This window comes from Leclercia sp. UBA5076 (assembly GCF_002416465.1).
GTDB lineage: Bacteria > Pseudomonadota > Gammaproteobacteria > Enterobacterales > Enterobacteriaceae > Enterobacter.
This window is the reverse complement of the sequence record NZ_DIAO01000004.1, coordinates 349707-375220: the sequence shown is the minus strand read 5'-3', so window position 1 is coordinate 375220 and position 25514 is coordinate 349707. Positions and strand designations below refer to the sequence as shown.

At 52.8% G+C, this 25514-nt stretch carries 24 protein-coding genes and 1 pseudogene; 13 read left to right on the top strand and 12 right to left on the bottom strand.

Annotation, left to right across the window (positions count from 1 at the left end; all coding sequences use genetic code 11):
- The first annotated feature begins 218 nt into the window (after nt 1-218).
- Together nadA and pnuC are read left to right on the top strand one after the other, a co-directional pair.
- The gene (nadA, locus tag B3X29_RS05395; protein ID WP_156654111.1) at nt 219-1262 is read left to right on the top strand and encodes a quinolinate synthase NadA; all 1044 of its coding nucleotides are present in this window, start codon (nt 219-221) and stop codon (nt 1260-1262) included.
- Between the two features lie 30 nt (nt 1263-1292).
- On the top strand, nt 1293-2012 hold the full coding sequence (gene pnuC / locus B3X29_RS05390) for a nicotinamide riboside transporter PnuC (RefSeq protein ID WP_103178732.1): 720 nt from the start codon (nt 1293-1295) through the stop codon (nt 2010-2012).
- Here the strand turns inward: pnuC and zitB are convergent.
- The gene (gene zitB, locus B3X29_RS05385; protein WP_159339273.1) at nt 2009-2947 is read right to left on the bottom strand and encodes a CDF family zinc transporter ZitB; all 939 of its coding nucleotides are present in this window, start codon (nt 2945-2947) and stop codon (nt 2009-2011) included. The genes pnuC and zitB overlap by 4 nt on opposite strands.
- A 108-nt stretch (nt 2948-3055) precedes the next feature.
- Complete coding sequence (locus B3X29_RS05380; protein ID WP_168192045.1) at nt 3056-3586, bottom strand: protein YbgS; 531 nt, start codon at nt 3584-3586, stop codon at nt 3056-3058.
- A 321-nt stretch (nt 3587-3907) separates the two neighbouring features.
- Here B3X29_RS05380 and aroG point away from each other — a divergent pair, with 321 nt between their 5' ends.
- Nucleotides 3908-4960: a 3-deoxy-7-phosphoheptulonate synthase AroG gene (aroG, locus tag B3X29_RS05375; RefSeq protein ID WP_159339272.1), complete on the top strand. Its 1053-nt coding sequence runs from the start codon at nt 3908-3910 to the stop codon at nt 4958-4960.
- 66 nt (nt 4961-5026) lie between these two features.
- Here aroG and gpmA read toward each other — a convergent pair whose 3' ends face one another.
- The 7 genes from gpmA to modE form a co-directional block, all read right to left on the bottom strand.
- The gene (gene gpmA / locus B3X29_RS05370; RefSeq protein ID WP_103178736.1) at nt 5027-5779 is read right to left on the bottom strand and encodes a 2,3-diphosphoglycerate-dependent phosphoglycerate mutase; all 753 of its coding nucleotides are present in this window, start codon (nt 5777-5779) and stop codon (nt 5027-5029) included.
- Between the two features lie 211 nt (nt 5780-5990).
- Nucleotides 5991-7031, bottom strand: coding sequence for a galactose-1-epimerase (galM, locus tag B3X29_RS05365; protein ID WP_103178737.1), 1041 nt, complete (start codon nt 7029-7031; stop codon nt 5991-5993).
- The gene (gene galK, locus B3X29_RS05360; protein WP_114387637.1) at nt 7025-8173 is read right to left on the bottom strand and encodes a galactokinase; all 1149 of its coding nucleotides are present in this window, start codon (nt 8171-8173) and stop codon (nt 7025-7027) included. The genes galM and galK overlap by 7 nt, the downstream gene beginning before the upstream one ends.
- A gap of 2 nt (nt 8174-8175) precedes the next feature.
- The gene (gene galT, locus B3X29_RS05355) at nt 8176-9222 is read right to left on the bottom strand and encodes a galactose-1-phosphate uridylyltransferase (protein ID WP_103178739.1); all 1047 of its coding nucleotides are present in this window, start codon (nt 9220-9222) and stop codon (nt 8176-8178) included.
- 9 nt (nt 9223-9231) lie between these two features.
- Nucleotides 9232-10248 (bottom strand): UDP-glucose 4-epimerase GalE, encoded by a 1017-nt coding sequence (gene galE / locus B3X29_RS05350; RefSeq protein ID WP_156654112.1) that lies wholly within the window; start codon nt 10246-10248, stop codon nt 9232-9234.
- Between the two features lie 206 nt (nt 10249-10454).
- The gene (modF, locus tag B3X29_RS05345) at nt 10455-11924 is read right to left on the bottom strand and encodes a molybdate ABC transporter ATP-binding protein ModF (RefSeq protein WP_159339271.1); all 1470 of its coding nucleotides are present in this window, start codon (nt 11922-11924) and stop codon (nt 10455-10457) included.
- A 68-nt stretch (nt 11925-11992) separates the two neighbouring features.
- A complete protein-coding gene (modE, locus tag B3X29_RS05340) occupies nt 11993-12781 on the bottom strand; it encodes a molybdenum-dependent transcriptional regulator (protein WP_103178742.1) in 789 nt (262 codons plus the stop codon).
- A gap of 128 nt (nt 12782-12909) precedes the next feature.
- On the opposite strand from modE, the gene B3X29_RS05335 reads away from it, so the two are divergent.
- From B3X29_RS05335 to modC, 4 genes are all read left to right on the top strand, one after another.
- Nucleotides 12910-13059: an AcrZ family multidrug efflux pump-associated protein gene (locus B3X29_RS05335; protein ID WP_103178743.1), complete on the top strand. Its 150-nt coding sequence runs from the start codon at nt 12910-12912 to the stop codon at nt 13057-13059.
- 179 nt (nt 13060-13238) lie between these two features.
- Nucleotides 13239-14015, top strand: a complete 777-nt coding sequence (gene modA, locus B3X29_RS05330) for a molybdate ABC transporter substrate-binding protein (RefSeq protein WP_159339270.1) — start codon at nt 13239-13241, stop codon at nt 14013-14015.
- The gene (gene modB / locus B3X29_RS05325; protein ID WP_156654116.1) at nt 14012-14701 is read left to right on the top strand and encodes a molybdate ABC transporter permease subunit; all 690 of its coding nucleotides are present in this window, start codon (nt 14012-14014) and stop codon (nt 14699-14701) included. Before modA ends, modB begins: the two co-directional genes overlap by 4 nt.
- 2 nt (nt 14702-14703) lie before the next feature.
- Nucleotides 14704-15762 carry a molybdenum ABC transporter ATP-binding protein ModC gene (gene modC, locus B3X29_RS05320; protein ID WP_103178746.1) on the top strand — a complete coding sequence of 353 codons (1059 nt, stop codon included), beginning with the start codon at nt 14704-14706 and terminating at the stop codon, nt 15760-15762.
- Here modC and B3X29_RS05315 read toward each other — a convergent pair whose 3' ends face one another.
- Entirely contained in the window at nt 15763-16581 is an 819-nt protein-coding gene (locus tag B3X29_RS05315; RefSeq protein ID WP_159339269.1) for a pyridoxal phosphatase, read from the bottom strand.
- A 153-nt stretch (nt 16582-16734) separates the two neighbouring features.
- Between B3X29_RS05315 and pgl the strand changes: the two genes are divergently transcribed.
- Both pgl and tisB read left to right on the top strand, forming a co-directional pair.
- Nucleotides 16735-17730, top strand: a complete 996-nt coding sequence (pgl, locus tag B3X29_RS05310) for a 6-phosphogluconolactonase (protein WP_159339268.1) — start codon at nt 16735-16737, stop codon at nt 17728-17730.
- A 440-nt stretch (nt 17731-18170) separates the two neighbouring features.
- Entirely contained in the window at nt 18171-18260 is a 90-nt protein-coding gene (tisB, locus tag B3X29_RS05305; RefSeq protein ID WP_103178749.1) for a type I toxin-antitoxin system toxin TisB, read from the top strand.
- A 52-nt stretch (nt 18261-18312) separates the two neighbouring features.
- Here the strand turns inward: tisB and B3X29_RS05300 are convergent, their stop codons facing one another.
- On the bottom strand, nt 18313-19596 hold the full coding sequence (locus B3X29_RS05300; RefSeq protein WP_103178750.1) for a putative acyl-CoA thioester hydrolase: 1284 nt from the start codon (nt 19594-19596) through the stop codon (nt 18313-18315).
- A 1351-nt stretch (nt 19597-20947) separates the two neighbouring features.
- Between B3X29_RS05300 and B3X29_RS05295 the strand changes: the two genes are divergently transcribed.
- From B3X29_RS05295 to B3X29_RS05285, 3 genes are all read left to right on the top strand, one after another.
- Nucleotides 20948-21226 (top strand): hypothetical protein, encoded by a 279-nt coding sequence (locus B3X29_RS05295; RefSeq protein ID WP_156654119.1) that lies wholly within the window; start codon nt 20948-20950, stop codon nt 21224-21226.
- A gap of 76 nt (nt 21227-21302) precedes the next feature.
- On the top strand, nt 21303-22577 hold the full coding sequence (locus B3X29_RS05290) for a hypothetical protein (RefSeq protein ID WP_156654120.1): 1275 nt from the start codon (nt 21303-21305) through the stop codon (nt 22575-22577).
- A gap of 70 nt (nt 22578-22647) precedes the next feature.
- Nucleotides 22648-23295: a hypothetical protein gene (locus B3X29_RS05285; protein WP_236560450.1), complete on the top strand. Its 648-nt coding sequence runs from the start codon at nt 22648-22650 to the stop codon at nt 23293-23295.
- 441 nt (nt 23296-23736) lie between these two features.
- Here the strand turns inward: B3X29_RS05285 and B3X29_RS05280 are convergent, their stop codons facing one another.
- Nucleotides 23737-24354, bottom strand: a complete 618-nt coding sequence (locus B3X29_RS05280; protein ID WP_159339267.1) for a hypothetical protein — start codon at nt 24352-24354, stop codon at nt 23737-23739.
- Nucleotides 24355-24801: 447 nt separating this feature from the next.
- On the opposite strand from B3X29_RS05280, the pseudogene B3X29_RS05275 reads away from it, so the two are divergent.
- Nucleotides 24802-24900 (top strand): annotated as a pseudogene (locus B3X29_RS05275) (recombinase family protein); the annotation flags it as partial.
- Nucleotides 24901-25514 lie beyond the last annotated feature (614 nt).

The following is a 25514-nucleotide window of genomic DNA, read 5'->3' as shown; positions in this document are numbered from 1 at the left end:
CCTTTTTGCTATCTGTTATTCCAGAATCCAAAATGCGAGGGTTTACGTAGGTCGGGTAAGCGAAGCGCCACCCGACAAATGCTGCCCGCACGCTTTTGGTGTGACTTTCTCTCTCAGATTCGCTATCTTGTTTAGTATATAAAACACAATTGCCATTACTTTGGTTTCCGCCAAAAAATAACGGCAAACTTGTTAAGCCAGTAAAACGAGAAGCCAAAATGAGTGTGATGTTTGATCCAGAAGCCGCTATCTATCCTTTCCCACCAAAGCCTGCCCCGCTGAGCCTGGACGAAAAGCAGTTTTACCGTGAGAAAATTAAGCGTCTGCTCAAAGAGCGTGATGCGGTTATGGTGGCCCATTACTATACCGATCCTGAAATTCAGCAGCTTGCAGAAGAGACGGGCGGTTGTATCTCGGACTCGCTGGAGATGGCGCGCTTTGGTGCTAAGCATCCTGCTTCGACGTTGCTGGTGGCCGGGGTGCGTTTTATGGGCGAGACGGCCAAAATCCTCAGCCCGGAAAAAACGATACTGATGCCGACCCTGAATGCGGAGTGCTCGCTCGATCTGGGCTGTCCGATCGACGAGTTTACCGCCTTCTGTGATGCCCACCCTGACAGAACGGTCGTCGTCTACGCCAACACCTCTGCCGCGGTTAAAGCGCGTGCCGACTGGGTGGTCACCTCCAGTATCGCCGTTGAACTGATTGAGCATCTCGACAGCCTGGGCGAGAAGATTATCTGGGCACCGGACAGACATCTTGGCAATTACGTCCAGAAACAGACCGGAGCGGATATTCTCTGCTGGCAGGGCGCCTGTATCGTCCATGATGAATTCAAAACGCAGGCGCTGGCGCGCATGAAGGGGCTCTACCCGGATGCGGCCATTCTGGTTCACCCGGAATCCCCGCAGGCGATCGTTGATATGGCGGATGCCGTCGGCTCAACCAGCCAGCTGATCGCTGCCGCGAAGACGCTGCCGCATCGCCAGTTGATTGTGGCGACCGATCGCGGCATCTTCTACAAAATGCAGCAGGCGGTGCCAGAGAAAGAGCTGCTGGAAGCACCGACCGCAGGCGAGGGGGCAACCTGTCGCAGCTGCGCGCACTGTCCGTGGATGGCCATGAACGGGCTCAAAGCGATTGCAGACGGTCTGGAGACGGGCGGAGCCGCCCATGAAATCCATGTTGATGCCGCGCTGCGAGAGGGGGCGTTAATTCCGCTTAACCGAATGCTGGATTTTGCGGCTACACTACGTCCTTAAACCACGTAAACGTAACGCTCAGGGGAAAAGATGGATTTTTTTAGCACGCAAAACATTCTGGTACATATACCGATTGGCGCTGGCGGCTATGACTTGTCATGGATTGAAGCGGTCGGGACAATTGCAGGTCTGCTCTGTATCTGGCTTGCCAGTCTGGAGAAGATCGTCAACTACGCGTTTGGCCTGGTGAACGTCACCCTGTTCGCCATTATCTTCTTCCAGATCCAGCTGTATGCCAGCCTGCTGCTGCAGCTGTTCTTCTTTGGGGCCAATATCTACGGCTGGTACGCCTGGTCCCGGCAGAACAGCCAGCAGGAGGCGGAACTGCAGATCCGCTGGCTACCGTTGCCGAAGGCCATGGGCTGGCTGGCTGCCTGCGTGGTAGCCATTGGCCTGATGACGGTCTATATCGACCCGGTGTTCGCTTTCCTGACCCGCGTAGCGGTCTCGGTGATGAATACCCTGGGGCTGAACGTCACCATGCCGGAGCTGCAGCCTGACGCCTTCCCGTTCTGGGATTCATGCATGATGGTTCTGTCGATTGCCGCCATGATCCTGATGACCCGTAAGTATGTCGAAAACTGGCTGCTGTGGGTGATCATCAACGTGATAAGCGTGGCGATCTTTGCCCTGCAGGGCGTCTACGCCATGTCGCTGGAGTATATGATCCTCACCTTCATCGCCCTGAACGGCAGCAGGATGTGGATCAACAGCGCGCGTGAACGGGGTTCACACGCGCTGGCACGTTAATGGTGGTGATGATGGGCGTGACCGGACGGGATCTCGTTGAGGTGGCAGTCCGGTCCGTTACAGGGGGTGTATTCCATCTGAATGGTGCTGTGCGCAATGGCGTAATGGTGCTCCAGAAAGTGCTGAATACGCCCCAGTAACGCATCATGATCGTGAGGCGGGATAACCTGAACATGCAGGGTCATCAGCGGTTTTTCTCCCACCATCCAGACGTGTACATGATGCACATCGCGCACTTCAGGAAGGGAGCGCGTTAAGTTGCGCTTCAGCGCCGGGATATCCAGCGTCGCCGGCGCCCCTTCCAGCAGCTCATTGACGCTCTCCTGTAGAAGCCGCCAGGCACTGCGTAACACCAGGCACGAGACTAGAATCGACAATATCGGGTCGATGGGCGTCCAGCCGGTCCAGAGGATCACCAGCGCCGCAACGATGGCTCCCACCGATCCCAGAAGATCCCCCAGCACATGCAGCGCCGCTGCCCGCACGTTGAGATTCTTTTCTCCACTGCCGCGATGCAAAATCCAGAACGCCAGGATATTGGCGATAAGCCCGGCAACGGCTACCACCATCATGGTGACACCCGCGACAGGCTGCGGATGGTAGAAACGCTGGAAGGCTTCCCAGACGATTAAAATCGTGATCAAGACCAGCGCGATGGCGTTGACGAAGGCGGCGAGGGTAGTGAGACGTAGCCAGCCAAAGGTGCGTCCGTGGCTAGGCGGGCGCCGGGCGAATATCACCGCCAGTAGCGCAAACAGCAGCGCAGCGGCGTCCGTGAACATATGACCCGCATCGGCCAGCAGCGCCAGCGATCCAGAAACCAACCCGCCGATCACCTCAATGATCATAAAGGTGGCGGTGACGCCGAACGCCAGCGTTAAGCGTTTAGCATTTTCATCCTGTGAAGAAGGGGCGTGCGAGTGGGAGTGCGCCATGAATACTGTCCCGGTAAATAATTATTTTAAGTGTAGAGTTTTTAACATTTTGCACAAAAAATAAAGGAGAGCCGTAGCTCTCCTTCATCATAACCGCATTACCGTCAATTACTGAGTAGTGCCGTCAGTCTTTTGTTCTTGTGGGGTTCTTTCGGTATCAACTTTGCCGGATTGATCCGGACATTTACCGTCTTTACACATCGAATTCCTGTGCTGATCATCCTTGGACATGCCGTCGTTACTCATCTTACTTGGGTCGTCATTACCCATGACGGAGTTAGTGCCGCCAGTGGTTGAACTGTTGCCGGTACCATTGGTCACCCCGGTGCCGCTGGAGTTCGTTCCATCTGGATTGAGCATGGAACCCGTGCCAGTCCCCGTACCCGTACCTGTTGTGCCTGTACCTGTTGTGCCGGTGGTGCCGGTTGTACCAGAACCGGTGTTAATCTGGCTGTTGCCGGTGTTATTTGGAGCAATATTCTGGCGTGCGTCAGGCGCAACGGCCCCTGCATCAGCGGCGGCATTCGCCTGGCCATTATTGGTGTTAGAGCCGGCGGCGCTATCAGCAGCCAGTGCCGCACCGCTCGCCATCGTGAGCGAAGCTGTCAGGAAAAGGGTTGCGAGTTTAGTCATTTTCATCATGCTGCTCCTGTTCTGGTCGTTATGTTCTGGATAACTTCTTTCCACAGTGCATATGCGAAATCGATATACTGCTCAGTGGTTAAAGATGCCATGATCCCTACTTAGGTCAGTATGGAATCGCGATAAAATTTATAAATGCAGTGCATACAGTTAAAAAGTTTAGGGTGTATCTCGTTTTTCGCTACTTTGTTGCGTTTTTTAAGCGAATTCCAGGATTTATCTGTGCGTAGTGTAAAAGTGAGTTTACACTTCCTGACTGACAAGATAGATTGGAGGGATTGCATTCATTTATAAAAGTATGGCAACGCTGGAACGAACATGAATTATCAGAATGACGATTTGCGCATTAAAGAGATCAACGAGTTATTACCCCCTGTAGCGCTCCTTGAGAAGTTTCCCGCCACCGAAAACGCCGCCAATACCGTTTCTCATGCCCGTAAAGCGATCCACAAGATCCTGAAAGGTAATGACGATCGTCTTCTGGTGGTTATCGGTCCATGTTCCATTCACGATCCTGCGGCGGCAAAAGAGTATGCGGCGCGACTGCTGACCCTGCGCGAAGCGCTGAAGGATGAGCTGGAAATCGTCATGCGCGTCTACTTTGAAAAGCCACGCACCACCGTAGGCTGGAAAGGGCTGATTAACGATCCGCATATGGATGGCAGCTTCCAGATCAACGACGGTCTGCGCATCGCCCGTAAGCTGCTGCTGGACATCAACGACAGCGGTCTGCCTGCGGCGGGTGAGTTCCTCGATATGATCACCCCACAATATCTCGCAGACCTGATGAGCTGGGGCGCCATTGGCGCGCGTACCACCGAGTCTCAGGTTCATCGCGAGCTGGCGTCAGGGCTCTCCTGCCCGGTTGGTTTTAAAAACGGCACCGATGGCACCATCAAAGTGGCGATTGACGCCATTAACGCTGCCGGGGCGCCGCACTGCTTCCTCTCCGTCACCAAGTGGGGTCACTCCGCGATTGTGAACACCAGCGGGAACGGCGACTGCCATATCATTCTGCGCGGCGGCAAAGAGCCTAACTACAGCGCGACGCACGTCGCCGAAGTGAAGGCGGGCCTGGAAAAAGCCGGTCTGGCGGCGCAGGTGATGATCGACTTCAGCCATGCCAACTCCAGCAAGCAGTTCAAAAAGCAGATGGATGTGGGCACCGATGTCTGCCAGCAGATTGCCGGCGGTGAAAAGGCGATTATCGGGGTGATGATTGAAAGCCACCTGGTGGAAGGCAATCAGAATCTGGAAGGCAGCGAGCCGCTGGTCTACGGTAAGAGCGTCACCGATGCCTGCATTGGCTGGGACGATACCGAAACGGTACTGCGCCAGCTGGCGAATGCGGTGAAAGCCCGTCGCGGCTAAAAAAATGCCGGATTCGCATCCGGCATTCAGAACGCAGAGCCCGGTCATTGCGACCGGGCTTTTTTATTACTTGGCTTTACCCTGGTTCGCAACGGCCGCCGCTTTAGCCGCGATTTCGTCAGCGTTACCCAGATAGTAGTGCTTGATTGGTTTGAAGTTTTCGTCGAACTCGTACACCAGCGGCACGCCGGTCGGGATGTTCAGCTCGAGGATCTCGTCTTCACCCATGTTGTCCAGGTATTTCACCAGCGCGCGCAGGGAGTTACCGTGCGCAGCGATGATCACGCGCTCACCGCTTTTCAGGCGTGGCAGAATGGTTTCGTTCCAGTAAGGAACAACGCGATCGATGGTCAGCGCCAGGCTTTCGGTAGTTGGCAGCTCAGCGTCAGTCAGGGATGCGTAACGCGGATCGTGGCCTGGGTAACGCTCGTCATCTTTGGTCAGCTCTGGTGGGGTGACCGCGAAGCCGCGACGCCACTGTTTAACCTGCTCGTCACCGTATTTCTCTGCGGTTTCGGCTTTGTTCAGACCCTGCAGCGCACCGTAGTGACGCTCGTTCAGCTTCCAGGACTTCTCAACCGGCAGCCAGGCCTGATCCAGTTCGTCCAGTACGTTCCACAGGGTATGGATGGCACGTTTCAGCACGGAGGTATAAGCAAAATCGAAGCTGAAGCCTTCGTCTTTTAGCAGTTTGCCCGCCGCTTTCGCTTCGCCAACACCTTTTTCGGACAGGTCAACATCATACCAACCGGTAAAGCGGTTTTCGTTGTTCCACTGGCTTTCGCCATGACGTACCAGAACCAGCTTAGTTACAGCCATATTTTACTCCTCCAGAACAAGCATTATTTGAATGATAACAATTCTCATTATATTGCTGCGGCTGAGCCGCGGGCAACGCTTAACCCTAACCATAGCGAAAATAGTGTCGCAGTGTAAGATGCTTGTGAATGAGGGGTTGTGATTTTGTCCGTAACTGGTGCTATTTTCAGCAAGATGGATAAAAAAAGCCCTCCGGCAGGAGGGCTCGTTTTTATTGCGCAATAAAGTGATATTCGGTAACGCTGATGTACTCTTCGCCCGGGCGCAGTATGCAGTCAGGCTGCGGCCATTCCCCATGATTCGGGCTATCGGGTAAGAACTCGCTCTCCAGCGCCAGGCCCTGCCAGGCCCGGTATTCTCCATCTTCGCGCGCCGGGGTACCCTCGAGGAAGTTACCAGAATAGAATTGCAGGGCAGGGGCGGTGGTATAGACCGTCATCTGCAGCTTTTCATCGGCAGACCAGAGATGCGCCGCGGGCTGGCTCAGATCGCCCTGGGCATCAAGGAGGAAAGCATGATCGTAACCGTTCACCTTGCGCTGGTGGTCATCCGCCAGGAAATCCTGGGCGATAGCTTTGGTAGTGCGGAAATCAAAGCTGGTACCCGCCACCGCTTTTAATCCTTCATGGGGGATCCCCATTTCATCGACCGGCAGATAGCGCTGGGCCAGCAGTTGCAGCCTGTGGTTACGCACGTCGCTGCAGTCGCCGTCGAGGTTGAAGTAAGCGTGGTTGGTCAGATTGACCGGGCAAGGTTTATCCACGGTGGCGCGGTAGGTAATGGCGATCCGGTTGTCCTCCGTTAAGCGATAATGGACGCTCGTCGAACAGTTGCCAGGGTAGCCCTGGTCGCCATCCGGGGAGTCGAGGGCCAACAGCGCTTCGCCATCGTTCTGCTGCACAATGCGCCAGCGGCGCTTGTCAAATCCATCCGGGCCGCCGTGGAGCTGGTTTTCGCCCTGGCTTGGCAGCAGGTCATAGCGCACGCCGTCCAGTTCAAAGCGGCTTTTGGCGATACGGTTGGCATAACGGCCTACCGAGGCGCCCAGGAAGGCCGTTTGCTCCACATACTGCTCAGGTGACGCACAGCCGAGCAGGGTTTCGCGGACGCTGCCGTCGGTCATCGGGACGCGGGCGGAGAGCAGCGTCGCACCCCAGTCCATCAGCGTGACGACCATCCCTGCTTCGTTGCGCAGGGTGATCAGGCGATACGGCAGGCCGTCAGGGGCGAGAACAGGTGTTTCGTTTAGCACTGGCCAGCTCCTTGTGATGCATTACAAACATAGAAAGTCTCTTTGATACCGGTTTTGGCTTCATACTGTTGTTCCACGGCTTGCTGAACAACCGGCACCAGTTCCTCCGGTACCAGCGCCACCACGCAGCCGCCGAAGCCGCCGCCGGTCATACGCACGCCGCCTTGATCGCCAATGGCGGATTTCACAATCTCAACCAGGGTGTCGATCTGTGGAACGGTGATTTCGAAGTCATCGCGCATGGAAGCATGCGACTCGGCCATCAGCTCACCCATCCGTTGCAGATCGCCTTTCTCCAGCGCAGCCGCTGCTTCTACGGTACGGGCGTTTTCGGTCAGGACGTGACGAACGCGTTTTGCCACTACCGGGTCCAGCTCGTGGGCCACTTTATTGAACTCGGTGAGCGAGACATCACGCAGCGCAGACTGCTGGAAGAAGCGCGCGCCGGTTTCACACTGCTCACGGCGGGTGTTGTACTCGCTGCCCACCAGGGTGCGTTTGAAATTACTGTTGATGATGATCACCGCCGCGCCTTTCGGCAGGCTGACCGCTTTGGTGCCCAGCGAGCGGCAGTCGATCAGTAACGCGTGGCCTTTTTTGCCCAGCGCCGAGATCAGCTGATCCATGATGCCGCAGTTACAGCCGACGAACTGGTTCTCTGCTTCCTGGCCGTTAAGGGCGATCTGCGCACCGTCCAGCGGCAGGTGATAAAGCTGCTGGAAGACGGTGCCGACAGCCACTTCCAGCGAGGCAGAGGAGCTCAGGCCCGCACCTTGTGGGACGTTGCCGCTGATCACCAGATCTGCGCCGCCAAACTCCTTGTTACGTTTTTGCAGATGCTTCACCACGCCGCGGACGTAGTTAGACCACTGCTGGCTGTCATGGGCAACAATCGGCTCATCCAGCGAAAATTCATCGATCTGGTTGTCATAATCCGCTGCCATAACGCGCACCTTGCGGTCGTCGCGTTTTGCGCAGCTGATCACCGTCTGGTAATCAATGGCGCAGGGCAGGACGAAACCGTCGTTGTAGTCGGTATGTTCGCCGATGAGGTTAACGCGGCCTGGCGCCTGGATTGCGTGAGTGGCGGGATAACCAAATTTTTCAGCAAACAGGGCGTGGGTTTTATCTTTCAGACTCATTGTTATTCTCCGGATTCGCGAAAATGGACATCACTCACTGCACGCAGACGCTCTGCGGCCTGCTCCGCCGTCAGGTCACGCTGGGTTTCTGCCAGCATCTCATAGCCGACCATAAACTTACGTACGGTGGCGGAGCGCAGCAGCGGCGGATAGAAGTGGGCGTGCAGCTGCCAGTGTTGATTCTCTTCGCCATTAAACGGTGCGCCGTGCCAGCCCATGGAATAGGGGAAGGAGCACTGGAACAGGTTGTCATAGCGGCTGGTCAGTTTTTTCAGCGCCAGCGCCAGATCGCTGCGCTGGGCGTCGCTCAGATCGGTTAACCGCAGAACGTGGGCTTTCGGCAGCAGCAGGGTCTCGAATGGCCATGCCGCCCAGTATGGCACCACCGCTAACCAGTGTTCGGTTTCCACGACGGTGCGGCTGCCATCAGCCAGCTCGCGCTGGACATAGTCCAGCAGCATGGACGACTGCTGCTCAGCGTAATAGGCTTTTTGCAGGCGATCTTCCCGCTCCACTTCGTTAGGCATAAAGCTGTTGGCCCACACCTGGCCGTGGGGATGGGGATTCGAGCAGCCCATCGCCGCGCCTTTGTTCTCGAAGACCTGCACCCAGGGATAGGTTTGTCCCAGTTCGGCGGTCTGTTCCTGCCAGGTTTTCACCACTTCGGTCAGCGCTTCTACGCTCAGCTCCGGCAGGGTTTTGCTGTGATCCGGCGAGAAACAGATTACCCGGCTGGTGCCGCGCGCGCTTTCGCAGCGCAGCAGCGGATCGTCACTCTGCGGGGCGTCCGGCGTGTCGGTCATCAGGGCGGCAAAGTCATTGGTAAAGACGAAGGTGCCTTTGTAGTCCGGGTTGATATCGCCGGTGACGCGAGTATTTCCCGGACAGAGGAAGCAGTCCGGATCGTGCTGGGGCAGTGTCTCGCTGGACGGTGTCTCCTGCGCGCCCTGCCAGGGGCGTTTGGCGCGATGCGGAGAGACCAGGATCCACTGCCCGGTTAATGGATTAAAACGACGATGCGGGTGATCGACGGGGTTAAATTGGGTCATGACAGGTCCTTAGTCCGAATAGCCTTGTGGGTGGCGAGACTGCCAGCGCCAGGTATCCTGTGCCATTTCGTCAAGCGTGCGGGAGACACGCCAGTTAAGCTCTTTATCCGCCTTCGATGCATCGGCCCAGTAGGCAGGCAGATCGCCGTCGCGACGCGGGGCGAAGTGGTAGCTCACCGGTTTGCCGCAGGCGGCGCTGAAGGCATTCACCACATCCAGCACGCTGCTGCCGACGCCCGCACCGAGGTTGTAAATGTGAACGCCCGGTTTATTGGCCAACTGCTGCATGGCGGCGACGTGGCCGTCGGCGAGATCCATCACGTGAATGTAGTCGCGAACGCCGGTGCCGTCCGGGGTAGGGTAGTCGTTGCCGAAGACCGCCAGCGAGTCACGACGGCCTACCGCAACCTGGGCAATATAGGGCATCAGGTTGTTAGGAATGCCCTGCGGATCTTCACCCATGTCGCCGGATGGGTGCGCGCCCACCGGGTTGAAATAACGCAGCAGGGCGATGCTCCACTCCGGCTGTGCTTTTTGCAGGTCAGTCAGGATCTGTTCCACCATCAGCTTGCTCTTGCCGTACGGGCTTTGCGGCGTACCGGTCGGGAAGCTTTCAACATAAGGGATTTGCGGCTGGTCGCCGTAGACGGTGGCGGAAGAACTGAAGATCAAGTTTTTGACGCCCGCCGCGCGCATGGCAGAGACCAGGCGCAGCGTGCCGTTGACGTTGTTGTCGTAATATTCCAGCGGCTTCGCCACGGATTCGCCCACCGCTTTCAGGCCAGCAAAGTGAATCACCGTATCAATGGCGTGATCGTGCAGGATCTCAGTCATCAGCGCTTCGTTACGAATATCGCCTTCGACAAAAGCAGGCTGTTTACCGGCCAGGCGCTCCATAACCGGCAGCACGCTGCGTTTACTGTTGCACAGGTTATCAAGGATGATGACGTCATGGCCATTTTGCAGCAGTTGCACACAGGTATGACTTCCTATGTAACCGCTACCACCTGTTACCAGAACTCGCATATTTCGCTCCATTAGGCTTATGGTATGAGATAATCCTAGCATAACAGAGAGCAGGAAAGTGTGACATGGGATAAAATAGTGGAATCGTTTACACTGCGCAAAACGCAGCTGCTCTCCGGCTAAAAAAGGATTGTAGATCAAAGCGCTCGGGGTGGGATGTTGCAGGTTGTCCGAAAAAGAGCGGGGGCGTGGCCCCCGTCAGGATGTCAGATGCGGCCAACCTGGTAGCGATAGCCGTCGCCGTCGGCGACAAATTCCAGGCGGTGGGTGATACAGGCGGGTGCGTCTTCGGCATGGTGAGAAACAAACAGTAGCTGCGTTTCACCTTCGCTAATCAGGACATCAACAAAACGGCGAATAAGCTGGCGGTTCAGGGGATCCAGCCCCTGTAGCGGCTCGTCGAGGATCAGCAGCGTCGGGTGTTTCACCAGCGCGCGCACGATGAGTGCCAGCCGCTGCTGGCCCCACGACAGGCTGCTGAACGGGGCATCCGCAACCCGGTTATCCATCCCCAGAATATTCAGCCACTGCTGCGCCAGCTTGTGCTGCCGGTCAGACACCGCCTGATAAATCCCGATGGAGTCGAAATAACCGGACAGGATGACGTTGCGCACCGTGGTACTGACGCGGTAATCGAGGTGCAGGCTGCTGCTGACGTAGCCGATATGTTTTTTGATATCCCAGATGGTTTCGCCGCTGCCGCGACGGCGGCCAAAGAGGGTGAGATCGTTGCTGTAGCCCTGGGGGTGATCCCCGGTAATGAGGCTAAGCAGGGTCGATTTCCCGGCGCCATTAGGGCCGACAATCTGCCAGTGCTCACCGGGATTTACCGTCCAGCTTAACTGGTTGAGGATCGGACGATCGTTATAGGAGACCACGCCGTTATTCAGCACAATCCGCGCCTCGCCCTCCGGCAAACCGTGACGCGCAGACGGCGCATCCGGTTCGGGCAGGGTAATGCCGTTCAGTTTTTCACTGTGCGCCAGTTGGGCAATCAGCGCCTGCTTCAGCAGAGCCGCTTTTTCGCCCACCGCCGTCAGGGTGCAGTCGGCCAGCACCCCCGCGTGCTGGACAAAATCGGGGATCTCGTCAAAACGGTTCAGGACCAGCACCAGGGTATAGCCCTGCTGATTAAGCGAGGCCAGCAGATCCGCCAGCTGGCTGCGGGATTGCACGTCGAGGCCGTCAAAAGGTTCATCCAGGATCAGCAGGTCGGGGTCGGCCATCAGGGCCTGGCACAGCAGTGTTTTGCGGGTTTCACCGGTAGAAAGATACTTGAAACGTCTCTCCAGCAGGTAAGTGATGCCGAACTGTTCCGCCAGCTGGCGGCAACGGACGTCGTCTTTGATCTCGTCCTGAATGATTTCAGCGGCCGTTCGGCCAGTATCATCTTCATCGGGGCTGAGCATATCGGTGTTGTTACGCTGCCACTCGTCGCTGACCAGTTTCTGCAGTTGCTCGAAGGAGAGGCGGGTCACGCGGGTGAAACTGCTCTGGCGTTCGCCCTTCAGCAGCGTCAGCTCGCCAGCCAGGGCGCGGGCGACGGCAGATTTGCCGCTGCCGTTACTGCCCACAAAAGCCCAGCTTTCACCACCATTCAACGTAAAATCAGCGAGGGTGAGCGTGCGCGTGTCGCTAAGACGAAACGTGCCTTGCGAAATTTGCAATGATGACATGATTTATCCCATTTTTTGCAGCAATAAGCATCAGGGATAACCCACTGTCGGCACACATGTCAATGCGCTTAGCACAACGTGGCGATAATCACCCGGTCGGCATTAAAATATGCGGTCGCCTCAGCACCTTCTTCTAAATCCTGGCTCTGGGCCAGCGGCACGGTGGCGCAGAGCGTCTGGCCGTCGGGCAGGGTCATCAGCACTTCACACTGCTCGTCGCCACGGTCGATATGGTTGATAACTCCCTGTAGCTGGTTATCCGCCTGTTTTGCCGTTTCCCTGTCCAGCGTGATGTTGACCCATGGCGCTTTCAACAGCACCAGCACCTCTTTGCCCTCATCCAGCCCCAGCCGCTTGCCGCTCTGGGCCGTAATGGCAACTTTCAGGCGGGTGGTGCCGTCGGCGAGTAAAATATCGACATGCTGCTGGACCTGGTCATCATCGCGGGCGGTGACCGTGCCAAACCATTGGTTGCGGGCGCTGGTTTGCAAAGAGAAACGCGAGATGGCGCCGAGCAGGCTGTCCAGCGGCAGGGCGTCGTCATCGCTTAAAACATCAAAGGCCTTTTGCTGGATCTGCGCCAGCAGGTCATAGAGCTGGATCAGCCGCTGCCCGTAGCGCGTCAGGATGGCACCGCCGCCGCCTTTGCCGCCGGTGGCGCGATCGACCAGGGTCTGTTCGCTCAGCGTGTTCATCTCGTTGATAGCATCCCACGCGCTTTTATAGCTAATTCCGGCGTTTTTTGCCCCCTGGCTGATGGAGCCGGTTTGCTCAATTTGCTTGAGCAGGGCAATGCGGCGGGGATCGGCGAATAGTTTTTGCGAAAGACGTAGGGTGAGGAGAATTTCGGCCTGCATAACAATGTCCTGGCAAAAAGGTTATTGTGACGTAATTCGTTTCGGGCGCAAACAGTACCGCACAAAAGGGGATGTAATTCTCGCTTTTCCGGTTAGAATAAGGCAATTCACATTGTCTGGAGAAAGCCATGTTAGAGTTGCTGAAAAGTCTGGTATTCGCCGTGATCATGGTACCAGTGGTGATGGCTATCATCCTCGGTGCCATCTACGGCCTGGGTGAGGTGTTCAACATCTTTTCCAATGTCGGCCACAGAAAACAGCCGAAAAAACAGCATTAATTCCCTTTAAAAACGCCCGGTTCCGCCGGGCGTTTTGCTCTCAAGTTTCCCCCTTCCTCGCCGATACTATTTTCAGGACAAAATTGATCTACTCCCCGATCGCTACGATTTAACGCTGGGCAAACCTGACGGTTATCGTTATATTTCAATTTATATAACGGTCTTTGCAGGAGCTTTAAATGAAACGTACATGGTCAGGATTGGTTACCGGCGTGACGCTGACACTCACGCTGGCCGGCCAGGCGTTGGCAGACGAAGGCAAGATCACCGTCTTTGCCGCCGCATCACTGACGAACGCAATGCAGGATATTGCCGCGGTGTATAAAAAAGAGACAAACGTCGACGTGGTGTCGTCATTTGCCTCTTCGTCCACTCTGGCGCGACAGATTGAAGCAGGCGCCCCTGCCGACCTCTTTATCTCGGCCGATCAGAAGTGGATGGATTACGCCATCGATAAAAAAGCGGTTGATGCGGCGAGCCGTGTCACCCTGCTCGGCAACAGCCTGGTTGTGGTGGTGCCGAAAGCCAGCGCTCAGGGCGAGGTGGCTATCAACAAGGAGACGCCCTGGAGCAGCCTGCTGAAAGGGGGACGACTGGCGGTGGGCGATCCGGAACACGTTCCGGCAGGCATTTACGCTAAAGAGGCGCTGCAAAAACTGGGTGCCTGGGAGACGCTGGCTCCTGAACTGGCGCCTGCGGAAGATGTGCGTGGCGCACTGGCGCTGGTGGCGCGCAATGAAGCGCCGCTTGGGATCGTCTACGGTTCCGATGCGGTTGCTGAAAAAGGGGTGAAAGTGGTGGGTACGTTCCCTGAAGACTCGCATAAGAAAGTGGAATATCCTGTGGCCATCATTGATGGACATAAAAACGCAACCGTCAGCGCCTTTTACGATTATCTGAAGGGGCCGCAGGCGTCTGCCATCTTTAAACGTTACGGATTTACGACGCACGAATGATATTGACCGATCCCGAATGGCAGGCCGTGCTGCTGAGCCTGAAAGTCTCTTCCCTCGCGGTTGCATTGAGTTTGCCCTTTGGGGTCTTTTTCGCCTGGTTACTGGTTCGCTGTCAGTTTCCGGGCAAAGCACTCCTCGACAGTATTTTGCACCTGCCTCTGGTGCTGCCGCCGGTGGTTGTAGGGTATCTGCTGCTGATTGCCATGGGGCGGCGCGGTTTTATCGGCGAGCGCCTGTATGAGTGGTTTGGCATTAGCTTTGCCTTCAGCTGGCGCGGCGCCGTGCTGGCGGCGGCGGTGATGTCATTCCCGCTGATGGTACGGGCGATCCGCCTGGCGCTGGAAGGGGTCGATCTTAAACTTGAACAGGCGGCCCGTACCCTCGGGGCCGGGCGCTGGCGCGTCTTTTTCACCATTACGCTTCCCCTGACGCTGCCGGGCATTATTGTCGGCACGGTGCTGGCATTTGCCCGCTCGCTGGGGGAGTTTGGCGCCACCATCACTTTTGTTTCCAACATTCCGGGCGAAACACGCACTCTCCCGTCGGCCATGTATACCCTGATCCAGACCCCGGGTGGCGAGGGGGCTGCGGCGCGGTTGTGCCTGATCTCCATTGTGCTGGCGCTGGTGTCGCTGCTGGTGTCGGAGTGGCTGGCGCGCATCAGCCGTGAACGGATGGGGAAATAATCATGCTGGAACTCAATTTTACCCAGACGCTGGGCGATCACTGCCTGACCCTCAACGAAACCCTGCCAGCCAGCGGCATTACCGCCATTTTTGGCGTCTCCGGCGCGGGCAAAACGTCGCTAATCAACGCGATAAGCGGGCTGACGCGACCTCAGACGGGGCGGATCGTACTCAACGATCGGGTGCTGAACGATGCCGAAAAGCGTATTTTTCTCGCGCCAGAAAAGCGCCGGATTGGTTATGTCTTCCAGGACGCCAGGCTGTTTCCCCATTACAAAGTACTGGGCAACCTGCGTTACGGCATGGCGAAAAGCATGGCCGGGCAGTTCGATAAGCTGGTGGCTTTGCTGGGCATTGAGCACCTGCTTGACCGGCTGCCGTCGTCGCTGTCGGGCGGCGAAAAGCAGCGCGTGGCGATAGGCCGGGCGCTGCTTACTGCCCCGGAACTGCTGCTGCTGGACGAACCGCTGGCCTCGCTCGATATCCCCCGTAAGCGCGAGCTGCTGCCTTATCTGCAGCGCCTGGCCCGCGAAATCAACATCCCGATGCTCTATGTGAGCCATTCGCTGGATGAGATCCTGCATCTGGCCGATAAGGTACTGGTGCTGGAAAATGGCAGCGTGAAAGCGTTCGGTAATCTGGAAGAGGTGTGGGGGAGCAGCGTAATGCATCCCTGGCTGCCGCAGGAGCAGCAAAGCAGCATTCTGAAGGTGAGCGTGCTGGAACACCATCCGCACTATGCCATGACCGCCCTGGCTATCGGCGATCAGCATGTCTGGGTCAACAAGCTGGATAAACCGCTGCAAACCAACCTGCGCATTCGCATTCAGGCGTCCGATGTCTCGCTGGTACTCCAGCCGCCGCTACAGAGCAGCATCCGTAATATTCTGCGCGCCAAGGTCGCCCAGTGTTACGACGACAACGGTCAGGTGGAGGTGCAGCTGGAGATTGGCAGCCGCACGCTGTGGGCCCGCATCAGCCCGTGGGCCAGAGATGAACTGGGGATCAAACCTGGCCTCTGGCTCTACGCGCAGATCAAGAGCGTCTCCATCACCACCTGATCACAGCAGACGGGTATAGATAAATTCGGCGATGCTGTTGGTGGTGTTATCGCCGATCACCACATTCGCGCGCGCTTTGACGGCGTCGTCCGCATTCCCCATCGCCACTCCGGTACCAGCCGCTTCCAGCATGCTGATGTCATTGTAGTTATCGCCAAAGGCAATGACGTCCTTCATAGAGCCGCCGATGGATTCCACATACTCCGTCAGGCGTTTCCCCTTGCTGTTGCCTTTACGGGCGATATCCACCTGATCGTGCCACGACCATTCGCACTCCAGCCCCAGCGTCTGCTCAACCTGTGTGGCAAAGTCGTTGAGTTTGCCTGTGTCCTCACCGGTCAGGGCAAATTTCCAGATCGCGTTGACCTCACGGGCGGCCTGGGCGAGGGACGGCACCTGCGTGAAGACCGGGCGCTGCGCTTCCGGCAGCGCCTGTGCCCAGTTGCTGGTGCGAATCACGTGGCCGGTAGGACGCTCGTACAGCATCGCGTCGTCAACATACATCAGGCCGTGAATGGCATGCTCATTGAGCAGATCGATCAGTTGCAGCGCCTGCGGAACCGGTAAGGGATCGGCTTGCAGAACCTTTTTTGCTTGATAATCATACAAATAGGTTCCATTACAACAAATTGCAGGTGTATCTAACGCCAGTGCCTGATAAAAAGGATGAATAGCAACGTGATGCCGACCCGTCACGATGAGGAGTTGATATCCCGCCTCCTGGGCACGCTTCAGTGCTTCAAGCGAAGAGGGGAGCAGGGTTTTTTGCGGCGTTAACAGCGTACCGTCTAAATCCAGTGCAATCACACGCGAGGTCATTTGATATTCCGGGTTAATGTTGAAAGGAGGGGATGCGCAGATGGTACACCGTGCAAGTAACGCTGCAAAATTCCTGGTTAAAATTCAGCATTCACCGTTAAAAACGACTATCCTGGTACATTACTTTTACGCGCAGTGAGGAAAGGAGCATTCATGAAACAAACCGTTTATACCGCCAGTCCTGAAAGCCAGCAGATCCATGTCTGGCGTCTGAATCCCGAAGGTTCGCTCACCCTGGTTCAGGTTGTCGATGTTCCCGGCCAGGTTCAGCCGATGGTGATCAGCCCGGATAAACGTTTCCTGTATGTGGGTGTTCGCCCGGAGTTCCGCGTGCTCGCGTACCGTATCTCGCCTGAAGATGGCGCTCTGACATACACGGCCGAAGCCGCGCTGCCCGGCAGCCCGACGCATATCTCCACCGATCTGCAGGGACGCTTCATTTTTAGCGGCTCCTACAATGCCGGCTGCGTCAGCGTAACCCGTCTGGATGACGGTATTCCTGGCGAAACCGTTGAGGTGGTTGAAGGGCTGGAAGGGTGCCACTCGGCTAACATCTCCCCGGATAACCGCACTCTGTGGGTGCCGGCGCTGAAGCAGGATCGCATCTGCCTGTTTACGCTGGGCGATGACGGCAAGCTGACCGCGCAGAACCCGGCGGAAGTGGCTACCGTTGAAGGGGCCGGTCCGCGTCATATGGCATTCCATCCGAATCAGCAGTACGCCTACGTGGTGAATGAGCTGAACTGCACGGTAGACGTCTGGGCCCTGCGCGATCCGCACGGCAAGATTGAGTGCGTGCAGACCCTGGACATGATGCCGTCTGATTTCACCGATACCCGTTGGGGGGCAGATATCCATATCACACCTGATGGCCGTCACCTCTATACCTGCGACCGTACCTCCAGCCTGATCACCGTGTTTAGTGTTTCGGAAGATGGTAGCGTGCTGGCTATCGAAGGCTTCCAGCCAACCGAAACGCAGCCGCGCGGCTTCAACGTCGATCACAGCGGTAAATTCCTGATTGCGGCGGGGCAAAAATCGCACCATATCGCGCTGTATGAAATTCAGGGTGAGCAGGGGCTGCTTGAAGAGAAGGGACGTTACGCCGTCGGCCAGGGGCCAATGTGGGTGGTGGTTAACGCGCACTAAGACGGATGAAATAAAAAAACCTCGCGAATGCGAGGTTTTTTTATGCCCGGTGGTAGCCGGGTGAGCACATCAACATAAACCAACCGCCTTATATTAGCGTCGTACTGACCCTTTGCACAACGTCAGTTGCTTAATCCTGGAAGAGTGACTCGTAGTGATATTAACTTAAATTTTTGAATAATATTGATTTTAACCGCGCTCCTTTATAAATTCCTATTTGATAAAAGACTGTTTAAATATCCAGTCTCGTCTGCTTATAATCAGAACTGTTGGTGTAGATGTGTGGCAGTCCGCAATCTGGGATCACTTTTAAGTCCTGGCTGGCGGGTGGTGCCGTCAGTGCCTTAACTGCGGAGCACATCAACATAAACCAACGCCCACTGGCGACAGGCAGCGGAAAGGTAAGTCAGTGGAAGTGCTCCTGACCCAAGGAGTGGCGTATGAGCATGATGGGATGGATAATTCTGTTCCTGCAACTCATGGTTGCAGTTCTGCAACTGCTGGATGCGTATCTTAAAACCGGTGCCTGACGTGTTCAGCCGCAGCATTAAGGGGGAGTTGCTCCCCCTTTTTGCTAAATATTTACTGCTTCGGCTCTGCGATCACTTTACTTCCCACGCCGCGGTTGTTGTATTCCCACATGCGGTTGAAGTTAGCGTCGTTGAGGTTACGCTGCACGTTGCCTTTCTCATCCACCGCACCGGTGTTACCCGCATACGGACGCTGAGAGATGGCGGCGTTGCCCCACGGTTTAGCCATATTAAAGCCTTCGTTGATCACGCTGTCGCGGATCACCACCTGACCGTTAGTGGCGGAATCGACATCCAGGGAGCGGCCGAGTTGTGCCACGCCGTCGCCCATCGCGGTAAAGCGGCTGTTCACTGCCAGGAAGCCGTAGAACAGATTGGACTGCGTCGCAGGGGCGAAGACGTAGCCTTCCTGCTGGGTACGGGTGTTCATGACGCGGAAATCGGTGTTATCAAACACCACGGCACCGCGACCAGAAACCATATCCACATCCCCTTCAATGTAGCTGTTGGTCACCAGCGTACGGGTGATACGGTTGTTTTTCAGGGTGTTGTCAACGCCGCTGTTAGTGACGAAGAAGGTGTTCTGGCGACCCAGAATGTTCACCTTGTCGATTTGCACCCGATCGCCATCGCTGCGCAGAGCCACCGCCTGGTGGTTTCCGGCATCCACGCTGTCACCCAGATTGTTTTCAATGGTCAGGTTCTGCAGCTGCAGACCGTTGTTCTGCGACCAGAAGACCGCGGAACACATCAGGCCAACGGTGGCGCTGTGCTTGCTCTGGCAACGGTCGAACATATACCAGGCCGGTTTGCCCGGCATATATTTGCCGCCCGGGTTAACCAGGTGACGCCAGGTTGCGGTGTCGATCTCGGAGTCGATCGCCAGACCAATTTTGACATCGATCGGTTTTTCACCCGTACCGTAGATCGTCACGCTCCCCGGCGCGGCGGGCACATACACAGTACCTTCGTATTCGCCCGGTAAAATGGCGATGTACTGACGGGAGCTGCTGTGCTTAGCAATGGCAGCATCGACTGCCGCCTGGATGGAGGTGTGCGTCACGCCCTGGGTTCCCGCCGGGCCAACCACAAAGTTCGGCTGCTCAGGCAGGCGGATGGCATAAGGACTCCACGGCGCCGCGTTCGGATCCATGGCCGTAAAGTAGCGAGCCTGCTGGAAGTTTTTCGCTTCGTCAGCGGAGAGGATCGGACGGGAAGCCGTGCCCGGCGCAACCTGCTCTGATGGCAGTTGATCTGGCGGAGTAGAGCTGCACGCCGATAACGTCACGCCAAATGCGAGTGCCAGCGCCAGACGAGAAATCCTGGAAATGTTCAAGGGAAGCTCCTGCAAAACATATCAATAGGGGGACAACTGAAATAGCCTGCTTTTTTATACTAAGTTGAGCGAAACGGGAAGATGAAAAGGCAAAAATACATCTAACTAAAACTTAGAAAATCTTTATATGGTGCTGCCTACATCTCATTCTGTCGAAAAAACGAGAAAGATCGCTTAATGGTCGATGTAAATTGCAAATGACTTCGCTTTTTAATCGCATTCTACTTGAACACCGTGTGCACATTACAGATAAGTGTGGTTTAGAGCAAACGTGATGAAAAAGTTTTACTGGTGACGTGGTTGCGTACATAGTAAATGTACAAAGTTGAATAACGCTCAAAGTTATCTATGTTCCTGATCTTCAAGAAAATTAGACGCCTTCATCAATCAGGAATAAGCTCTGATAGGGGCTGGCAAGGAATCGCCACGGCTTCGGTAGCCATACTCCAAATGGGAGATGCTTTTAATTTCCGCTTTCGCTCGAAATACCCCCCTCAACTGACCGATGTGCAGAGCGCACGCTTAATAAGTGCTTTTCGAACTAATCTTTTTATTGGCCGCTCCGCTGGTGCAGGTGATGTTTGGTCACTGGTGCCATCGTAAGCTGATGCTTACGGACATCGCGTTATTGCTCTGGCGCCGGGCATTGCCTTGTGATCTGGTGGCATCGGCTTTGGGCTCGGCGGGTTTATCCGGTAGCGGGGTTCTATGGGCTGGACGGGATGTCTATGGCCTTTATTTTGCTGGCGATGGTCAGACTGCGGCTGTCGGAAAACTCAGAACACCCATGATGCTGGCAAATCCTTGTAAAAATGAGACTGAGCCCTGTCTAAGCGATGCTTAGATTTTACAGTCTTCGATATCTGGACAGACCAACAGAGACATTAGAGAACGCAGCAATGGAATACCTGGTCTCTTTTTATTTTGCACTTAAGCTAAATTGGCTATTCCTCAACCTGATTATCCATTTCGCTACTTTTTACCTCCTGCTTTTCCCTGTCTCATTAATAAACCATTGCTATGTTCGCATAGCTCCGTGAGCCTGACGAAAACTGGATAACGGTACTGGTCTTATAGCGCTTCCCCAAGGGCAATATTATTCAGCTGATATCAGTAGTTTCATCACTATATTATATTTAATTAAATCAATTAATGATGTTTAACATATTCATGATAGTTATAATCTATCATTTGGTTGCTTTTTGATCGTCACAAACGATGTGACGAGCAGCGAATTTAATTGAATGCTATTGGCTGAGAGCAAGCTCAGAGTGGCTTGCCGGGCGAGATTAAAGCCTTTGGGAAAGGCAGCTGGATTAGCTGCTATTTTTTGATTACTTAGGGAATTGGTATGCGTAAGCTTCTTTGGGGTGTCGGTCTGGTTACTTTACTGACAGGGTGTGGTGATGACGGGATCTATGGAACATGGAAAAACACCTCATCAGGCCTCGTAATCAAGATCGAAGAAAAGAATATTAAAATGCCGGGCATAGGAAATGTTGCTGTTCAAAAATGGGATGTGAGCAAAGACCAAAAAGAGTATGTAGCTCATACTACCTATACCACATTAGATATTGAAAAAACAAAAAATGGAATAGCAATCATGGGCGTAGAGTATGAACGTCAATAACCCTATGACAACGCTACTATATACATATTAAATACCTGTAAGTATTTTCCTGTTTTACTAATTCAAAGGATAGACTATGCGCAAGTCCATTATGTTAGCAGTAGGATTTTCTGTTGTTCTCTCAGGATGTGATAAAGCTGTTGAAGATAAACCAATCAATGAACTCACCAGCGAGGAAGCAAATGCTATTTGTAAGCGCCCCGAAATTATTTCGCAATTAGAAAACAGTTTCAAAAAAGGAAGCATCGAATTCTTAAATCGTAATCCACTAGGCTATTCTCCATTTATGGATAGATATAAATCAGAAGCAGGATACCTTGATGGCAATGAAAGGAAAAAATTGAGAATTGACGCTAGTTATCATTATACGGCGGATGATTTTTCTAAAGGATTTGGCTCGACAGATAAAGTACAAATCAATAATGCATCGCTTACTGCTAGCGGTCAAGATGAGCTGTCATGTAGTGCCAAAATTGAGTTTAGCTCTGATGAAATCTATGGCGTATTATTTTCAAACGACATTTCATATAATGTGAAAAAAGAAAATAACAAATTCTTTACTGATGCCGAGCTTTCTCTGCAGAAATTAGAACATCATAAAACTGAACCGACGTCACAACAAAAAACGTGGCGCGATAAACTTGAAGCAAAACTCAACGCTGATGATGATGCGTTAAGAAATATTTCTGATGCTGATTTTAAAGTCGTTTCTCAGGATGATATTTATTATGTCTATTTTGCTCAGACGCCACGCCAGTTTAGTGACGATGAATTAATGGATTTCTTTAGTTCTAAGTGGAACAATACTACAGATGTATTTGCTAAAGAAGACATTAAAAAAGAAGAGCTTCCAAAAATCAAAGCTAAAATTAATCAATATAAAGATGTAAAAAACATTTTAGCTTACTCGACATTTAGTCTAAATAGTCAAATTGCTGAACAATCTGCTCTTAAGACAGAAAATGGTGAAAAGTCAATTCCTGCCTCTGACGGCTGGGTTTCGGCAAGGGATAGCTATGACATTGCTAAAAAAGGTTTCAAATATAATGCAGCCGGTTGTGATATGAACGGCGGTTTAACGATCGAGCGTCGTGGGATTAAAGTCTCTACAGATGACGTATTACGTGGCTGTACTGTTGTTGTGCCAGATGATAAAGCTCGTGAAGTTTCGGCTAAATTTGCAGCTATTAATAGTAAAGGACTCGATGTAGGCTCTTTTGTAAAATCCTATCTTCATATCTCGAAGGTTGATGGTGATAGTAACACTATTCATACAACAATTATTAGAGATGAAGTCAAAGTTTACGATCCTGAAACTAATGAAGTAATCATTGATACCGTTGTAAGATAATTACTGCGAGGGAGCTTCAAGGCTCCCTTTAATATTGAATTAAAATGAGAGAACCACCATGAACTCATTAATGATGACTATTGTTATAGCATTACTGATGAACATTCCCGCAATATTACCTGTTTTATTTTTAAAAATAGATAAGTCTCACAAAACGGGAATAGCTATACGTGTATATCTTGTATCTGTCTTATTAATTTTTTCATTGGTAACACTAACATCTAATATCACTAATGAATACTCACCATTCCCGTTCTGGTTGCCAATTGCATCTGTAGTACTTTTTATGATTGCGTTGGTAAACTGTGTAAAACATATTCGTAAGTTTGTTACAAAGTGGAAAAGAAGAACCATAATTCTAACTTCGTTTATTATCGTCTATGCTATCAGATTTAATGTCATATTCATTAATACAGGTTTGGGGTTTGAAATAACATCATTTGGTATAGTTTGGTCAGCATTTTTCGTTTTCGCTTGTTTACTTGCCTATATAGGTACATCCGACACGCAAAAATTAGATTCAGCCTACAATGCGTTAAGCAATCACTCGTCGGAAACTCGCGTAGACAAAAGTTATGCTTCGCAAACTGATATAGACTATGATGTAAGTATTAAGGGAAGAAGCGTATTGAACGATCCTAATCTTTCACTTATCGAACAACAGCGCTACAGAGATGCGCTTCAGAAAAAGGAAGATGAAGGTGGGTCCGGTTGGTAAATAATAACCGTGAAATGTTTTACTAGTTATAAAAAGGCAAACAGGGCATCCGTTTGCCTTTCTATTTTTCTATATCGTGGAAAAATCAATATTTAATGGCTGGGCTTCGGCAACTAAGTATTAAATATTTTTCGAGAAACTACTAATAATGATGGTGTGTTAGAAGCATCAATTAGTAAATTTCATTAAAGTCAAACAAGGCTGCCAGGGAGCGGATCAGTGCAGAGTTAAAGTCACCGCCATCTATGAGATCACGCTGTAATACCATTTCAATGGATGATGTCCCGCGGGGGAGTACTGACGGCATAATCTCCCGTGCCAAAAACTTTATTCGATGTAGTTCACCTGCGAGAAATCGTTCGCATTATCACAGAATTGTAATGTTAGCGGTAGGCAACAGCCCACCGCTAACTCATTTAACACGTCAATACGGAAAAAATATTAACTAAAGTACGGGAAAAACTTAAATGATCCCCAAAGACCACTATTAAGCGACACCAGCCCAACGGCTATATAGGCCAGCACTGCAATAAATGCGAAGCTATACAATACTTTTTTCTTTAACTTCCGCCAGAATTTAACTACCAGAAATGACAGTACAACTCCCACCCCTAGCTGAATAAGCAATCGCGTTGCCAGGTCACCAACTTCAAAGAGGTAAGCGAACTGAAGAGGGGCAAATAGGATGACATAAACAATATAAAGGATTGAAAAAATTATCCTTGCCAGGATTGAGGTAAGCCCCCCTTCATATATGAGCATTTGCGCAGCCTGTAGCCCTGGCACTAAAATAACGCCCCATAGCGTAAACCAGATAATAATTGAGGCGAGAACTTTGCGCGCGCCACTGGCGAAAGCCAGCTGGTCTTCATAAGACATGGACGTCGATGTTGATGTTGGCTGCTGGATAGTTCCCCATGAATTATTAACCGGCTGGTTTGGTTGGCTGATGGGGGCTTCCCAGCTAGCTGCGTTATCAGCACGCCATTTTTCATCATACTGCTTAAAAGGCTGTGCACTTGTCACATATTTTCCGTCGCTATCTCTTCTGACGCTCATTGTTAACCCTCGCAATTAAATTGGTATAGCGTTTTATGATTAATACTTAACTGAAATTTCTATATTCATATACGACATATTAACGATTATAACGTATCTAAAATAAATCAGAAGATTAAGCGTTAAGTTAAAATATAACCCGTCTGCATGCGAATTACTCTTTGTCTTTGGCGTCTAACCGTCTTCCGTTACGTCATCTACCGTCTCTTCAACATACTCTTTGCCTGCGGCCTGTTCAGCTCTTCCTGAAAGGCCATCAGCTGCGCGTGGCACTCCGCGCGAGCATTGGTAATAGCTTCCATCTTTATTTCATCCGGTATTTAGCGGGTAATATATTTATCCAGTACTTCAGCACTAAATACATTACTCTGATTTCGCCAATCTTGGCGTCGGCTTGGCAAACAGAAAATATCCTGCGTTAAAACTGTTTTGTACAGGCTGCCAGGGAAAACGATTGAACTACTGGCTGCGTTAGATAGTCGTTTTCACTGCCTGGATCTCGTCGGTGTTGACCTGACAAGTGCAGCCGGAAGAATGACTATGCAGGAACGTCGGGATAAAGACAGACGTCACTAAAAAAGCACCTCCGAGTATCGCACGAATATCCTGGCATGAATCAAATCTTCCTGTTAAAGGCAACCGGTTCAAAAAGAACAACGGGACAGGGCCGCTTGATGCTTTTGCAAATGTTACGAGTATATCTGCAGCCTTGACGGCGCGTTGTTTAGCTGGTCCCAAGGGCTCAACATCAGGCGAGATGCCACACAGCCAGATGACGCGAAAAACACACGCCCAGAAGGTGGGGGCTAGCCTAAAACCGTGCACATGGAATATGGGCAGGTCAGATTCTTTAAAACTTTATCAATGAGGTCCGGTTTACGCCCTAATGCGTTGAGCGAAGAAAGCGCTCTGGATAATATCCTTGATATTTTCAATGTTGTGACGATACAGGATGAAGGCCTTCGGTTCAAACACTTGCACCCTTTCACTGGTGAGCAGCATGAGTACGCCTTTGATGGGCATGGACCGCTCAACGCTTAAAGAACCATCATCAACCACCTTTACCTGACCCCTTCTGACTCTATCGTTCGCATACTAATCTACTTTTAAGTATAGGTGCCGAGCCAGTTATGACTAATGAAAGGAGCATGTAGTAATGC

Excerpts from the sequence above, each read along its gene's own strand:
- modB (WP_156654116.1), top strand. The coding sequence starts at position 14,012 with ATGATATTGACCGATCCCGAATGGCAGGCCGTGCTGCTGAGCCTGAAA.
- modE (WP_103178742.1), bottom strand. The coding sequence starts at position 12,781 with ATGCAGGCCGAAATTCTCCTCACCCTACGTCTTTCGCAAAAACTATTC.
- galT (WP_103178739.1), bottom strand. The coding sequence starts at position 9,222 with ATGACCCAATTTAACCCCGTCGATCACCCGCATCGTCGTTTTAATCCA.
- modC (WP_103178746.1), top strand. The coding sequence starts at position 14,704 with ATGCTGGAACTCAATTTTACCCAGACGCTGGGCGATCACTGCCTGACC.
- galE (WP_156654112.1), bottom strand. The coding sequence starts at position 10,248 with ATGCGAGTTCTGGTAACAGGTGGTAGCGGTTACATAGGAAGTCATACC.
- zitB (WP_159339273.1), bottom strand. The coding sequence starts at position 2,947 with ATGGCGCACTCCCACTCGCACGCCCCTTCTTCACAGGATGAAAATGCT.
- pnuC (WP_103178732.1), top strand. The coding sequence starts at position 1,293 with ATGGATTTTTTTAGCACGCAAAACATTCTGGTACATATACCGATTGGC.
- pgl (WP_159339268.1), top strand. The coding sequence starts at position 16,735 with ATGAAACAAACCGTTTATACCGCCAGTCCTGAAAGCCAGCAGATCCAT.
- B3X29_RS05295 (WP_156654119.1), top strand. The coding sequence starts at position 20,948 with ATGCGTAAGCTTCTTTGGGGTGTCGGTCTGGTTACTTTACTGACAGGG.
- B3X29_RS05290 (WP_156654120.1), top strand. The coding sequence starts at position 21,303 with ATGCGCAAGTCCATTATGTTAGCAGTAGGATTTTCTGTTGTTCTCTCA.
- B3X29_RS05280 (WP_159339267.1), bottom strand. The coding sequence starts at position 24,354 with ATGAGCGTCAGAAGAGATAGCGACGGAAAATATGTGACAAGTGCACAG.
- aroG (WP_159339272.1), top strand. The coding sequence starts at position 3,908 with ATGAATTATCAGAATGACGATTTGCGCATTAAAGAGATCAACGAGTTA.
- B3X29_RS05335 (WP_103178743.1), top strand. The coding sequence starts at position 12,910 with ATGTTAGAGTTGCTGAAAAGTCTGGTATTCGCCGTGATCATGGTACCA.
- galK (WP_114387637.1), bottom strand. The coding sequence starts at position 8,173 with ATGAGTCTGAAAGATAAAACCCACGCCCTGTTTGCTGAAAAATTTGGT.
- B3X29_RS05285 (WP_236560450.1), top strand. The coding sequence starts at position 22,648 with ATGATGACTATTGTTATAGCATTACTGATGAACATTCCCGCAATATTA.
- modA (WP_159339270.1), top strand. The coding sequence starts at position 13,239 with ATGAAACGTACATGGTCAGGATTGGTTACCGGCGTGACGCTGACACTC.
- modF (WP_159339271.1), bottom strand. The coding sequence starts at position 11,924 with ATGTCATCATTGCAAATTTCGCAAGGCACGTTTCGTCTTAGCGACACG.
- B3X29_RS05315 (WP_159339269.1), bottom strand. The coding sequence starts at position 16,581 with ATGACCTCGCGTGTGATTGCACTGGATTTAGACGGTACGCTGTTAACG.
- tisB (WP_103178749.1), top strand. The coding sequence starts at position 18,171 with ATGAGCATGATGGGATGGATAATTCTGTTCCTGCAACTCATGGTTGCA.
- nadA (WP_156654111.1), top strand. The coding sequence starts at position 219 with ATGAGTGTGATGTTTGATCCAGAAGCCGCTATCTATCCTTTCCCACCA.
- B3X29_RS05380 (WP_168192045.1), bottom strand. The coding sequence starts at position 3,586 with ATGAAAATGACTAAACTCGCAACCCTTTTCCTGACAGCTTCGCTCACG.
- gpmA (WP_103178736.1), bottom strand. The coding sequence starts at position 5,779 with ATGGCTGTAACTAAGCTGGTTCTGGTACGTCATGGCGAAAGCCAGTGG.